Source organism: Vibrio sp. MMH1-50 (assembly GCF_022347645.1).
In the GTDB taxonomy this organism is placed as follows: Bacteria; Pseudomonadota; Gammaproteobacteria; order Enterobacterales; family Vibrionaceae; genus Vibrio; species Vibrio harveyi.
This window is the reverse complement of the sequence record NZ_JAKRGG010000001.1, coordinates 154,641-167,341: the sequence shown is the minus strand read 5'-3', so window position 1 is coordinate 167,341 and position 12,701 is coordinate 154,641. Positions and strand designations below refer to the sequence as shown.

The 12,701-nt window shown below is 46.2% G+C and carries 14 protein-coding genes and 1 pseudogene; 6 read left to right on the top strand and 9 right to left on the bottom strand.

The window, feature by feature from the left end; translation table 11 throughout:
- Nucleotides 1-9: 9 nt before the first annotated feature.
- The 9 genes from rpsC to rpmE form a co-directional block, all read right to left on the bottom strand.
- Nucleotides 10-708, bottom strand: a complete 699-nt coding sequence (rpsC, locus tag MHO32_RS00775; protein WP_005435080.1) for a 30S ribosomal protein S3 — start codon at nt 706-708, stop codon at nt 10-12.
- Nucleotides 709-726: 18 nt separating this feature from the next.
- Nucleotides 727-1,059, bottom strand: a complete 333-nt coding sequence (rplV, locus tag MHO32_RS00770; protein ID WP_005383164.1) for a 50S ribosomal protein L22 — start codon at nt 1,057-1,059, stop codon at nt 727-729.
- Between the two features lie 10 nt (nt 1,060-1,069).
- Nucleotides 1,070-1,348 carry a 30S ribosomal protein S19 gene (rpsS, locus tag MHO32_RS00765; protein ID WP_005431614.1) on the bottom strand — a complete coding sequence of 93 codons (279 nt, stop codon included), beginning with the start codon at nt 1,346-1,348 and terminating at the stop codon, nt 1,070-1,072.
- Nucleotides 1,349-1,369: 21 nt separating this feature from the next.
- Nucleotides 1,370-2,194 carry a 50S ribosomal protein L2 gene (gene rplB / locus MHO32_RS00760; RefSeq protein ID WP_005450574.1) on the bottom strand — a complete coding sequence of 275 codons (825 nt, stop codon included), beginning with the start codon at nt 2,192-2,194 and terminating at the stop codon, nt 1,370-1,372.
- A 15-nt stretch (nt 2,195-2,209) separates the two neighbouring features.
- Nucleotides 2,210-2,512: a 50S ribosomal protein L23 gene (gene rplW, locus MHO32_RS00755; protein WP_004398471.1), complete on the bottom strand. Its 303-nt coding sequence runs from the start codon at nt 2,510-2,512 to the stop codon at nt 2,210-2,212.
- On the bottom strand, nt 2,509-3,111 hold the full coding sequence (gene rplD / locus MHO32_RS00750) for a 50S ribosomal protein L4 (RefSeq protein WP_005435074.1): 603 nt from the start codon (nt 3,109-3,111) through the stop codon (nt 2,509-2,511). Before rplD ends, rplW begins: the two co-directional genes overlap by 4 nt.
- 17 nt (nt 3,112-3,128) lie before the next feature.
- Nucleotides 3,129-3,758: a 50S ribosomal protein L3 gene (rplC, locus tag MHO32_RS00745; protein WP_005435072.1), complete on the bottom strand. Its 630-nt coding sequence runs from the start codon at nt 3,756-3,758 to the stop codon at nt 3,129-3,131.
- A gap of 14 nt (nt 3,759-3,772) precedes the next feature.
- Nucleotides 3,773-4,084 (bottom strand): 30S ribosomal protein S10, encoded by a 312-nt coding sequence (rpsJ, locus tag MHO32_RS00740; protein ID WP_004410492.1) that lies wholly within the window; start codon nt 4,082-4,084, stop codon nt 3,773-3,775.
- 456 nt (nt 4,085-4,540) lie between these two features.
- Nucleotides 4,541-4,762 (bottom strand): 50S ribosomal protein L31, encoded by a 222-nt coding sequence (gene rpmE, locus MHO32_RS00735; RefSeq protein WP_005450576.1) that lies wholly within the window; start codon nt 4,760-4,762, stop codon nt 4,541-4,543.
- A gap of 296 nt (nt 4,763-5,058) precedes the next feature.
- On the opposite strand from rpmE, the gene priA reads away from it, so the two are divergent.
- From priA to MHO32_RS00705, 6 genes and pseudogenes are all read left to right on the top strand, one after another.
- Nucleotides 5,059-7,260 carry a primosomal protein N' gene (gene priA / locus MHO32_RS00730; protein WP_239210520.1) on the top strand — a complete coding sequence of 734 codons (2,202 nt, stop codon included), beginning with the start codon at nt 5,059-5,061 and terminating at the stop codon, nt 7,258-7,260.
- Nucleotides 7,261-7,463: 203 nt separating this feature from the next.
- Nucleotides 7,464-8,474 (top strand): annotated as a pseudogene (cytR, locus tag MHO32_RS00725) (DNA-binding transcriptional regulator CytR); the annotation flags it as partial.
- 165 nt (nt 8,475-8,639) lie between these two features.
- Nucleotides 8,640-9,185 (top strand): SPOR domain-containing protein, encoded by a 546-nt coding sequence (locus tag MHO32_RS00720; RefSeq protein ID WP_005450581.1) that lies wholly within the window; start codon nt 8,640-8,642, stop codon nt 9,183-9,185.
- A 319-nt stretch (nt 9,186-9,504) separates the two neighbouring features.
- Nucleotides 9,505-10,056: an ATP-dependent protease subunit HslV gene (hslV, locus tag MHO32_RS00715; RefSeq protein WP_009698878.1), complete on the top strand. Its 552-nt coding sequence runs from the start codon at nt 9,505-9,507 to the stop codon at nt 10,054-10,056.
- Between the two features lie 29 nt (nt 10,057-10,085).
- A complete protein-coding gene (gene hslU / locus MHO32_RS00710) occupies nt 10,086-11,417 on the top strand; it encodes an HslU--HslV peptidase ATPase subunit (RefSeq protein ID WP_009698879.1) in 1,332 nt (443 codons plus the stop codon).
- Between the two features lie 308 nt (nt 11,418-11,725).
- Nucleotides 11,726-12,643, top strand: coding sequence for a 1,4-dihydroxy-2-naphthoate polyprenyltransferase (locus tag MHO32_RS00705; protein WP_005450584.1), 918 nt, complete (start codon nt 11,726-11,728; stop codon nt 12,641-12,643).
- The last annotated feature ends 58 nt before the right edge of the window (nt 12,644-12,701 follow it).

Genomic DNA, 12,701 nt, shown 5'->3' with positions numbered 1-12,701 from the left:
GTCGACTCCTTACTTACGGCCTTTACGCTGCTTCTTAGGCTTGTCGCCTTTAGGCTCTACAGCGTTAGCTGCTGGCATACCACCTAGGATCTCACCTTTGAAGATCCAAGTTTTAATGCCGATCACACCGTATTGAGTGTGAGCCGAAGAAGTTGCGTAATCAATGTCTGCACGTAGAGTGTGTAGAGGTACACGACCTTCACGGTACCACTCAGAACGTGCGATTTCAGCGCCGCCTAGACGACCGCTTACTTCTACTTTGATGCCTTTAGCACCTAGACGCATTGCGTTTTGTACCGCGCGCTTCATAGCACGACGGAACATAACACGACGCTCTAGTTGAGACGCGATGCTGTCACCAACAAGTTGTGCATCAAGTTCAGGCTTACGTACTTCAGCGATGTTAATTTGCGCTGGTACACCTGCAATTTTTGCTACAGCTGCGCGTAGTTTCTCAACGTCTTCACCTTTCTTACCGATTACAACGCCTGGACGAGCAGTGTGAATAGTCACACGGATGCTCTTAGCAGGACGCTCGATAACGATGCGTGAAAGAGACGCTTTTTGTAGTTCCTTAGTTAGGAACTGACGTACCTTGAAGTCGCCGTCTAGGTTGTCAGCGAAATCTTTGGTGTTAGCAAACCATGTAGCATTCCAAGGCTTAACGATGCCAAGACGAATACCATTAGGATGTACTTTTTGACCCATTGCTTACTCTCCTAGTCTCTAGCGATCTGCTACAACAACAGTGATGTGGCTTGAACGCTTCAAGATACGATCCGCACGACCTTTAGCACGAGGCATAATACGCTTCATGGTTGGGCCTTCATCTACAAAGATTTTTGCGACATTCAGATCGTCAATATCTGCACCTTCGTTGTGCTCCGCGTTAGCGATAGCAGACTCTAGAACTTTCTTAACTAGAGCAGCAGCTTTTTTGTTGCTGAACGTTAGAATTTCTAGAGCTTGGTCAACAGATTTACCACGAATTAGATCCGCAACTAAGCGAGCTTTCTGAGGCGAAATGCGAGCAAAGTTATGTTTAGCAATAGCTTCCATTATTTACTCCTTAACGCTTCTTAGCTTTCTTATCCGCAGCGTGACCGCGGTAAGTACGTGTTGGTGCGAATTCACCTAGTTTGTGACCGATCATTTCTTCGGTTACGAAAACAGGTACGTGCTGACGACCATTATGGACAGCGATGGTCAAACCGATCATCGATGGGATGATCATTGAACGACGGGACCAAGTCTTAAGTGGCTTTTTGTCTCCGCTTTCCACCGCTTTCTCTACCTTCTTCAGCAAGTGTAGGTCAATAAATGGACCTTTCTTGAGAGAACGTGGCATGGCGATTCCTCTTTATATAGATTACTTGTTACGACGACGTACGATGTACTTGTCAGTGCGTTTGTTCTTACGAGTCTTGAAGCCTTTAGTTGGCATACCCCAAGGAGATACTGGATGACGGCCACCAGAAGTACGACCTTCACCACCACCGTGTGGGTGATCAACCGGGTTCATTACTACACCACGTACGGTTGGACGTACGCCGCGCCAGCGTGAAGCACCAGCTTTACCAAGTTCACGTAGCATGTGCTCAGAGTTACCAACTTCACCGATTGTTGCACGGCCTTCAGAAAGAACTTTGCGCATTTCGCCAGAACGTAGACGGATAGTTACGTACGCACCGTCGCGAGCAACGATTTGAGCGTAAGCACCAGCCGAACGAGCTAGCTGACCACCTTTACCAGGTTTTAGTTCAACGTTGTGTACAGTTGAACCTACTGGGATGTTACGCATTGGTAGAGTGTTACCAGCTTTAATCGGTGCATCAACACCAGATTGGATAACATCACCAGCTTGAACACCTTTAGGTGCTAGGATGTAGCGACGCTCACCGTCTTTGTAAAGAACTAGAGCAATGTTTGCGCTACGGTTTGGATCGTATTCTAGACGCTCAACTGTCGCTGGGATACCGTCTTTAGTACGTTTGAAGTCAACTACACGGTAGTGGTGCTTGTGACCACCGCCGATGTGACGTACTGTGATACGACCGTTGTTGTTACGACCACCGTTCTTAGAGTTTTTCTCTAGAAGTGGTGCGTATGGCTTGCCCTTGTGTAGGTCAGCGTTAACAACTTTAACAACGTGACGACGACCAGGGGAAGTCGGCTTACATTTAACAATAGCCATTCTTAACTACTCCTGTTATTCCGCGCCGCCAACAAAGTCAAGATCTTGACCTTCTTTCAAAGTAACGTACGCTTTCTTAACGTCGCTGCGGCGACCTTGGCGTAGACCTTGACGTTTGGTCTTACCCTTAGTGATAAGAGTATTTACAGACTTAACTTCAACTTCAAAAAGCTTTTCTACAGCTGCTTTGATCTCTTTTTTAGTTGCATCTTTAGCTACTTTGAAAACGATAGTGTTCGCTTTCTCAGCTGCCATAGTTGCTTTTTCAGAGATGTGCGGAGCACGTAGAACTTTTAGGATACGCTCTTCAGTGATCATGCTAGCATCTCCTCAACTTGCTTAACTGCTTCAGCAGTCATTACAACTTTGTCGAACGCGATTAGTGAAACTGGGTCGATACCAGCAACGTCACGTGCGTCAACTTTGTATAGGTTACGAGCAGCTAGGAATAGATTCTCATCTACTTCGCTAGTCACGATTAGAGCGTCAGTTAGCTCAAGCTCTTTAAGCTTAGCAACTAGCTCTTTAGTCTTTGGCGCTTCAACTGAGAAGTTATCAACAACGATTAGACGCTCTTGACGAACTAGCTCAGAAAGAATGCTCTTCATAGCACCGCGGTACATTTTTTTGTTTACTTTTTGGCTGTGATCTTGTGGTTTCGCAGCAAAAGTAACACCACCTGTACGCCAGATTGGGCTACGGATTGTACCAGCACGCGCACGGCCAGTACCTTTTTGACGCCATGGCTTAGCGCCACCGCCAGAAACTTCTGAACGTGTTTTTTGAGCACGTGTACCTTGACGAGCACCTGCTGCAAACGCAACAACTACTTGGTGTACAAGAGCTTCGTTAAACTCACGTCCGAAAGTAGTTTCGGAAACAGTTAGTGCATCAGCACCTTTAACCATTAGTTCCATTACTTACTCCTGAGACGTTATGCTTTAACAGCTGGTTTAACGATCACGTTGCCACCTGTTGAGCCTGGTACTGCACCTTTGATAAGAAGCAGATTGCGCTCAGCGTCAACACGTACGATCTCTAGGTTTTGAGTCGTTACACGCTCAGCACCCATGTGACCTGCCATTTTCTTGCCTTTAAATACGCGACCTGGAGTTTGACATTGGCCAATTGAACCCGGTGCACGGTGAGACAATGAGTTACCGTGAGTCATATCTTGAGTACGGAAGTTCCAACGCTTAACAGCGCCTTGGAAACCTTTACCCTTAGATGTACCAGTAACGTCTACTTTCTTAGTTTCGTTGAATAGTTCAACTGTTAGCTCAGCGCCAACTGCGAACTCTTCACCGTTTTCCAAACGGAATTCCCAAAGACCACGACCAGCTTCAACGCCAGCTTTAGCAAAGTGACCTGCTTCAGCTTTGTTTACGCGGTTAGCTTTCTTAGAACCAGCAGTTACCTGGATTGCAGCGTAGCCATCTGTCTCAAGAGTTTTAACTTGAGAAACACGGTTTGCTTCAACTTCAACAACTGTTACTGGGATAGAAACGCCGTCTTCAGTAAATACGCGGGTCATGCCCACTTTACGACCGATTAGACCAATCATTCTTCTAATCTCCCTTAACCTAGGCTAATTTGAACGTCAACGCCCGCAGCAAGGTCTAGACGCATTAGAGCATCAACAGTTTTGTCTGTTGGCTCAACGATGTCGATTAGACGCTTGTGAGTACGGATTTCGTACTGGTCACGTGCTTTCTTGTTAACGTGTGGAGAGATAAGAACTGTGAAACGCTCTTTACGAGTTGGTAGTGGGATTGGACCACGAACCTGTGCGCCAGTGCGCTTAGCTGTTTCAACGATTTCCGCTGTAGAAGCGTCGATTAGTTTGTAATCGAATGCTTTTAGGCGGATACGGATACGTTGGTTCTGCATGAGACAGAGCTCCAATATTAAAAATTACACAAACAATATCGCCACTCAGACTCGTAAAGACGAGAGAATGCCGATTGATTTATGTGAAACCGTAGCATCCAAGATTAGGACGCATTGTCAGTTAATTTTCGATTAACTACCCCTACATACCAGAGTCACCTCTGGGGATAGTTTTTCCGAAGAAAAGATAGCTAATTGTATTAACCGCGAACATAAGCTGAGTCTACATTACCTCGTAAATCCGAAGATTTACTCGCTCCTCATTGCTCATTGGTTCACAACTGGCTTAACCAGTGCGCTGCATTATACAGATCACACTTTAGGATGCAATAGCCGAGTGAAAAATAATCGAACAAATTTTAGCCGCTCGATTCTCCCCTACTTTTGCACTAGCCAATAAACAAAAAGGACGCCGAAGCGTCCTTTTTTAAACTGTAATCGTAATAGCGTCTGCTATTATTTCTTACCGCTTGATAGTGCACCGAAACGCTTGTTGAAGCGATCAACACGGCCGCCTGTATCAACGATACGTTGCTTACCAGTGTAGAATGGGTGACACTTGTCACATACGTCTAGGTGGATAGATTCCTTCGCTAGAGTAGATTTGAACTCGAAAGAGTTGCCGCAAGAACAAGTAGCAGTGATTGCTTTGTATTCTGGGTGGATACCAGCTTTCATGGGATAACCTCAATTGTAGGCCGTGTCGCTATACGAGTCTAAGCCGCACACCACACGTAATTAATAATAAAAGTGCGATACCGCATCGACCAATCGCCGAAGCCATATCTCAAGGCGCAGTATAGTAATGAATCACTAAGCTAGGATCAACACATTTGGCAACTTTTTCGCCACTTTTTTCACCAGTACTTTAGTACTGAGAGGAATCTACCCTCATTAAATACCGATCACTCGAATTTCTTAGTGCGTTTTAATAGACTATAGCCCTCTTCCCTCTTTTATATAGTAAAGATTCTATGCGTCCATCCATAGCCAGAGTGGCACTGCCAGTCCCTCTCGACAAACAGTTTGATTATGCCATTCCCGGGCATCTGTTTCCGATCATTGGTGGGCGAGTTTCTGTACCTTTTGGGCGTCAAACTTTAGTTGGAATTGTCACCGCGATGGTTAATCACTCTGACTTTCCTAAAGAGCAACTTAAGCCACTTAAAGCTGTATTAGACACCCAACCCATTTGGTCAGAGAAGCTCTATTCTTTGCTTACTTGGTGTAGTCAGTTCTATCAGCATCCTCTTGGCGACACCTTGCACAATGCTATGCCTGCCGCCCTAAGAAAAGGCAAACCTGCTGACTTCTCAACCTTATACGAGTGGCAAATTACCACATCAGGCAAAGATAAACTTATGCAGGGGCTTGGTCGCGCGGTTAAACAGCAGCGTGCTCTACAGATGTTGATTGACGGTCCCATTCCACATCAAGAGTTTAGTGATCAAGAAATACCATCTTCAGTGCTCAAGTCTTTAGAGGAAAAAGGCTGGATTGAACGTATTGAAAAGAAACCTGAGATCACCAAGTGGGGAGAGCAAGTTGAGCGTGAAGTAGAGAAGCCCAAGCTTAACCATGAACAAGCTCTGGCAATCGCCAGTGTTAATAGCCAAACCGGATTTGCCTGCTATTTATTAGAGGGCGTTACCGGTTCGGGGAAAACCGAAGTCTACTTAAACCTGATCAAGCCAGTGCTCGAGAAAGGCAAACAAGCGTTGGTTTTAGTGCCGGAGATCGGCTTAACACCGCAAACCATCAATCGCTTTAAGCATCGCTTCAATGTTCCTGTGGACGTGATTCATTCTGGTTTGAATGATACTGAGCGACTCAATGCTTGGCTTTCAGCGCGAGACAAAGCTGCTGGTATCATTATCGGAACACGCTCTGCTCTGCTTACCCCTTTTGCTGACCTTGGCATTATTATTGTCGATGAGGAGCATGACTCTTCATACAAACAGCAAGACAGCCTGCGCTACCACGCTCGCGATGTCGCAGTGATGCGAGCACATAAAGAACAAGTACCCATCGTACTTGGTTCTGCGACACCTGCTTTAGAAACACTGCACAACGCACTTTCTGGTAAATATCACCACTTAACGCTGACCCAACGAGCAGGCTCTGCGGTACCAACAACGAATAAAGTACTGGATGTTAAAGGGCTTTACCTAGACAGTGGCTTATCTGCCCCTCTGATCGCTGAAATGCGTAAGCACCTCGATTCTGGCAACCAAGTCATGCTGTTCCTAAACCGCCGTGGTTTTTCTCCTGCGTTGATGTGTCATGAGTGTGGTTGGACAGCAGAGTGTAAGCGCTGCGATGCCTACTATACCTTCCACCAGTACAGCAATGAGATCCGATGCCACCACTGTGGCTCTCAACAACCCGTGATTCATCAATGCCAAGGTTGTGGCTCCACTCAGCTAGTAACTGTTGGAGTTGGGACAGAGCAACTGGAGCTTCAACTTGCTAAGCTCTTTCCTGAATACAAAGCGATTCGTATTGATAGAGACAGCACTCGCCGTAAAGGCAGCTTGGAAGATGCTCTCGAATCGATTCGTAAAGGCGAATATCAAATCCTGATCGGTACACAAATGCTGGCGAAAGGTCACCACTTCCCGAACGTGACGCTCGTGGCGCTGCTGGACGTGGACGGCTCTCTATATAGTAGTGACTTTCGGGCTTCGGAAAGGCTGGCGCAATTGTTCATTCAAGTTGCGGGGCGTGCTGGTCGTGCAAGCAAACCTGGCGAAGTGATTTTACAGACTCACCACCCTGAGCACAGCTTGCTTCAGTCTCTATTACAGAAAGACTATCGTGACTTTGCCATAACAGCATTAGAGGAACGTAAGTTGGCTCAGCTTCCACCTTACAGCTTCTTAACCCTATTTAAAGCGGAAGCCAACCAAAGCGAGTTGGTCGAAGACTTTTTGCGTCAGGTTCGCTTCACCCTTGAATCACACCCATTATTTGATGGTTCCTGCATGGTTTTGGGTCCGACTCCATCACCATTAGCTAAGCGTGCTGGAAAATATCGTTGGCAGTTGTTGCTGCAAACCCAGCATCGCTCATTGATGCAAAAGTTATTAACCAGTGCAAAACCTGCTATTGAGTTGTTGCCAAATGCCAAGAAAGTTCGCTGGAATTTAGACATAGAACCACAGGATCTCAGCTAGCAAACGTTTAACTATGTAATGAATTACCTTCTAATGTGAGTCAAATCACATTAGGATTGCAATTTTTGTTAAACAGACCGTAACTTTCCCTTTAGAAATGAATAGACTATTCAAATTAGTAAAGTCTAAAGTGGATCAGTCACATAGACTTCAATTAGAACAATGACTCACGTCATCTTGGCGAATATTTTAAGAGGGTAAAAACTATGGCGACAATGAAGGATGTTGCCCAGCTTGCAGGGGTATCTACTGCTACGGTATCGCGAGCATTAATGAATCCAGAAAAAGTCTCTTCATCAACAAGAAAGAGAGTGGAAGATGCCGTACTTGAAGCTGGTTATTCACCGAATTCATTAGCTCGTAATTTACGTAGAAATGAATCAAAGACCATTGTCACTATCGTACCGGACATATGCGATCCGTATTTCTCTGAAATCATTCGCGGTATCGAAGATGCAGCAATGGAACACGGTTACCTAGTTCTTCTTGGCGATAGCGGTCAGCAGAAAAAGCGCGAAAGCTCATTCGTAAACTTAGTATTCACCAAGCAAGCTGATGGCATGTTACTACTGGGCACCGACTTACCATTCGATGTCAGCAAGCCAGAGCAGAAAAACCTACCACCAATGGTCATGGCGTGCGAATTCGCTCCTGAGCTGGAACTACCAACGGTGCATATCGATAACTTGACCTCTGCATTTGAAGCCGTGAACTACCTGACGCAACTTGGTCACAAGCGTATTGCTCAGATCTCCGGTCCAGATACTGCGGTGCTGTGCCAGTTCCGCCAACAAGGTTACCAACAAGCACTTCGCCGTGCTGGTATTAGTAAAGAAGAGCAATACAGCATTGTGGCTGACTTCTCTTTCGAAGGTGGCGTTCAAGCCGTACGCAAACTTCTCGAATTGCCTGAACCACCAACCGCTCTATTCTGTCACTGCGACACCATGGCGATTGGTGCTATCCAAGAAGCGAAACGTCTTGGCCTGCGTATTCCGCAGGATTTATCGGTTGTCGGCTTTGATGATATTCAATTCGCGCAATACTGCGATCCACCGTTAACCACCATCTCTCAACCACGTTATGAGATTGGTCGCCAAGCAATGTTAATGATGCTAGAGCTACTGAAAGGTCACGACGTGCACTCAGGCTCTCGCTTGCTTGAAACTAAATTAGTTGTGCGTGGTAGTGCAGCGCCACCACCTTTGCGCTAATCAGTAAGCGAATCCACAACATAAATAGAAACGAAAGCGACGCATCTAGCGTCGTTTTTTTACGCCTATCCTGTACGTAGCTAACAAGATTACGTGAATAGGGTGTTTTCTCGTCGCGTTCTGGATTAACATATTTGCCAGAATCCTTGATGACCAGAAGTAACCGTGGCAAATAGAGATTATGTAAGACGCGGACGCGGCGCTCCGAAGAAGTCGACAAAAAAACAACCTTCCAGAAAGAAACCTTGGCGTAGTGGTCTACTAGCAATCCTGCTTGTGGGCGGTTTTGGCTACGGCTTATATCTACTCAGCAATGATCCTGAACCGAAACAACCCGTTGCGAAACAGGAACCAGTGACCACCAGCAAACCAAAGCCGAAGAAAGAGTTACCGCCCCCACCAGAAGAAAAGTGGGAATACGTGGAATCTCTACCGAAGCGTGAAGTGGAAGTCGTTGCCAAAGAAGTTGAAGTATCAAAAGTCCCTTATGTGATGCAATGTGGTGCTTACAAAAAACAGAGCCAAGCTGAAGAACGTAAGCTAGCGATTGCTTTCCAAGGTATTACGAGCCGTGTCATTAAGAAAGACGGAAGCTCCTGGTACCGTGTTGTTCTTGGTCCATACAAGTTCAAACGAGACGCAGAGAAAGATCGCCACAAGTTGCAACGCGCGAAGATCGAGCCGTGTGCAATTTGGAAAGAGAATCTTTAATTCTTATTCGATACATTAATGCAGAGACCAACCGAGTGAACGGTTGGTCTTTTCTTTTATTGGAGAGTGCTGCTCATTCTCACGCTAGGGAATGACTCAAGATCATTCATCACCACGAATCCAGTTCAGTTTCACTATATAGGGTATATACCCAACTCGTTCGTATAAACCAGCGCCCTCGCCACACCCCAGCTCTCTTCCTTGTTCAAAATGACAAAACGTAATGTCTGCAATCGAAAAACACCTTCCCCTTGAATCCCCGAATCCCTTACCCCATATACTTAATTAAATCCAAAGAGAAATAATTAAGAGGTCGACTGTGACTACCATTGTATCTGTACGTCGAAACAATAAAGTCGTCATCGCGGGTGATGGCCAAGTGTCGCTAGGCAATACCGTAATGAAAGGCAACGCACGTAAAGTTCGCCGCCTATACAACAACCAAGTTCTTGCTGGTTTTGCTGGCGGTACTGCGGATGCCTTTACCCTATTCGAGCGCTTTGAAAGCAAGCTGCAAATGCACCAAGGTCACCTTACTAAGGCTGCCGTTGAGTTAGCAAAAGATTGGCGTAGCGACCGCGCACTTCGCAAACTAGAAGCACTACTGGCCGTTGCGGATGAAACTGCTTCACTGATCATCACTGGTAACGGTGATGTCGTTCAGCCAGAAAACGATCTTATCGCCATTGGCTCTGGCGGCGCATACGCACAAGCAGCAGCAACCGCATTATTAGAAAACACAGATCTAGACGCGCGAGAAATCGCAGAAAAAGCACTGAACATTGCTGGCGACATCTGTGTATTCACCAACCATCATCACACTGTAGAAGAGCTAGAATCTACAGCAGAGCTTCCTAAGCCAACGGCTTAAGCGTAATCGTAACGAAGTAAGGAAAGAATATGTCTGAAATGACTCCTCGCGAAATCGTTCATGAACTGAACCGCCACATTATTGGTCAAGACAAAGCAAAACGTTCGGTTGCGATTGCACTACGTAACCGCTGGCGTCGTATGCAGCTTGAAGAAAGCTTGCGTGTCGAAGTAACGCCAAAAAATATCCTTATGATTGGTCCAACTGGTGTTGGTAAGACAGAGATTGCTCGTCGTCTTGCTAAGCTAGCAAACGCACCTTTCATCAAAGTCGAAGCAACAAAGTTCACCGAAGTGGGCTATGTAGGTAAAGAAGTGGAAACCATCATCCGCGATCTGACCGATGTTGCTGTGAAGATGACTCACCAACAAGCGATGGAAAAAGTAAAATTCCGCGCTGAAGAGCAAGCCGAAGAGCGTATTCTTGATGCCCTACTGCCACCAGCACGTGATGCTTGGGGTCAAACAGAGCAGAAAGAAGATACTTCGAACACTCGCCAAGTCTTCCGCAAGAAACTGCGCGAAGGTCAGCTAGACGACAAAGAAATCGAAATCGATGTAGCTGCACCGCAAATGGGTGTCGAGATCATGGCGCCTCCTGGTATGGAAGAAATGACCAACCAGCTACAAGGTATGTTCCAAAACCTTGCTGGCGACACCAAGAAAAAACGCAAGCTGAAAATCAAAGACGCGATGAAAGCATTGGCGGAAGAAGAAGCAGCGAAACTGGTGAACCAAGAAGAGCTGAAAGAGTCTGCCATCTTCAACGTAGAGAACAACGGCATCGTATTCATCGATGAGATCGATAAGATTTGTAAGCGCGGTGAAAGCTCTGGTCCTGACGTTTCGCGCGAAGGTGTTCAGCGTGACCTATTACCTCTTATTGAAGGTAGCACGGTATCAACGAAGCACGGTATGGTGAAAACAGACCACATCCTATTCGTCGCTTCTGGCGCATTCCAAGTAGCGAAACCTTCTGACCTGATCCCAGAATTGCAAGGTCGTCTACCAATTCGCGTTGAGCTTGAAGCACTGACCAGCAACGATTTCAAACGTATCCTAACTGAGCCAAAAGCGTCTCTGACAGAGCAGTACGTTGCGCTGATGAAAACTGAAAACGTGGATGTGGAATTCACGGAAGATGGCATCACGCAAATCGCAGAAGCAGCATGGACAGTAAACGAAACCACTGAAAACATCGGTGCACGTCGTCTGCATACTGTGATGGAGCGTTTGATGGATGAGATTTCTTACGACGCAGCAGAGCAATCAGGTGCGAAATTCGTGATTAACGCGGCTTACGTGAAAGATCGCCTAGGCGATACGATTGAAGATGAAGATCTAAGTCGCTTTATTCTTTAATCGTAATCTATCATGCCAAAGCCCAGAACCTTGTTTCTGGGCTTTTTCGTTTAGAATGATGGGGACTTTAACAAGCTCTAGACCAAAAGAGTTCATCATCCTAGCGAACTCAGGCGTGGCTATGGATCTAATCATCGCGTGCATCGCCCTCTTCTCTTCATGAAAGAGCGCTGTTTTATTGCCTCAAATATGGAAACTGTGTTCCTTCTCTATAAGTCTTTGAGTCTTAATTGAGTTGTTTCAAGTCAATAGCGCATCGAGCGCTTTGTGCTTATACTGGGCACATTGGTTACTAGCACGAAATATCCATGAAACAATCATTGCAGATCTGGCTTGAAGCCGCTCGCCCAAAAACTTTACCTCTCGCACTGGTGTCTATTTTAACTGGTAGCGTACTTGCATACTCTGCTGGTCACTTCTCGCTGACCATCGCAGTGATGGCATTTGTCACAGCAACACTGCTGCAGATTTTATCTAACCTTGCGAACGATTATGGCGACGCAGTGAAAGGCACAGATAACGACAATCGCTTAGGTCCTCAGCGGGCGATGCAGTCTGGCGCAGTCACAGCGGATCAAATGAAAAAAGCGATCATCTTCAACATCATTCTGACTGCCATTGCCGGTCTGACATTGGTGTTTTACGCGCTGAGCTCGTTTGAAAGCATCATTACCTTTATTGGCTTAGGCATTCTTGCCATCCTTGCGGCGATTGCGTACACCATGGGCAGTAAGCCTTACGGGTATGTTGGTCTAGGTGACTTGTCAGTATTCCTTTTCTTTGGCTTACTTGGTGTATCTGGCACTTACTTCCTGCACACGGGTCATGTTGATGCGACATTGTTCTTACCTGCGCTAGGCTGTGGTTTATTGGCGGTAGCAGTACTGAACATCAATAATATGCGTGATATCGAAAATGATAGCGAATGTGGCAAACGCACCATGGCAGTTCGACTAGGACAACGTAAAGCCAAGCAGTATCACTTTATTTTGCTTGGTGGTGCGCTACTGGCTTTTGCCGCTTACCTGCTCATTCAAGACAAGCCGGTATGGATCAGCTTACCCTTCTTGCTCAGCATCTACGTAGTAGCCCACCACGGGAAAGCCGTTTGGGATACTGAAAAACCAGCACAAATTGCACCTATGATGCCAGTTGTCGTGAAGTGCTCACTGGTGACTAACGTTTTATTTGCAACAATTGTGGTAGCTCAAACTCTGATGAGTTAAAAAAGGATTGTCATTGCATTGACTTAATGCCTAGATATACTCAAAGACAACAGTTTCT

Bases quoted from the DNA above. Each gene is read 5' to 3' on its own strand.
- rplW (WP_004398471.1), bottom strand. From the start codon at position 2,512: ATGATCACTGAAGAGCGTATCCTAAAAGTTCTACGTGCTCCGCACATC.
- rplC (WP_005435072.1), bottom strand. From the start codon at position 3,758: ATGATTGGTCTAATCGGTCGTAAAGTGGGCATGACCCGCGTATTTACT.
- MHO32_RS00705 (WP_005450584.1), top strand. From the start codon at position 11,726: ATGAAACAATCATTGCAGATCTGGCTTGAAGCCGCTCGCCCAAAAACT.
- priA (WP_239210520.1), top strand. From the start codon at position 5,059: ATGCGTCCATCCATAGCCAGAGTGGCACTGCCAGTCCCTCTCGACAAA.
- hslU (WP_009698879.1), top strand. From the start codon at position 10,086: ATGTCTGAAATGACTCCTCGCGAAATCGTTCATGAACTGAACCGCCAC.
- rpsJ (WP_004410492.1), bottom strand. From the start codon at position 4,084: ATGCAGAACCAACGTATCCGTATCCGCCTAAAAGCATTCGATTACAAA.
- rpsS (WP_005431614.1), bottom strand. From the start codon at position 1,348: ATGCCACGTTCTCTCAAGAAAGGTCCATTTATTGACCTACACTTGCTG.
- rplB (WP_005450574.1), bottom strand. From the start codon at position 2,194: ATGGCTATTGTTAAATGTAAGCCGACTTCCCCTGGTCGTCGTCACGTT.
- rplV (WP_005383164.1), bottom strand. From the start codon at position 1,059: ATGGAAGCTATTGCTAAACATAACTTTGCTCGCATTTCGCCTCAGAAA.
- rpsC (WP_005435080.1), bottom strand. From the start codon at position 708: ATGGGTCAAAAAGTACATCCTAATGGTATTCGTCTTGGCATCGTTAAG.
- rplD (WP_005435074.1), bottom strand. From the start codon at position 3,111: ATGGAACTAATGGTTAAAGGTGCTGATGCACTAACTGTTTCCGAAACT.
- rpmE (WP_005450576.1), bottom strand. From the start codon at position 4,762: ATGAAAGCTGGTATCCACCCAGAATACAAAGCAATCACTGCTACTTGT.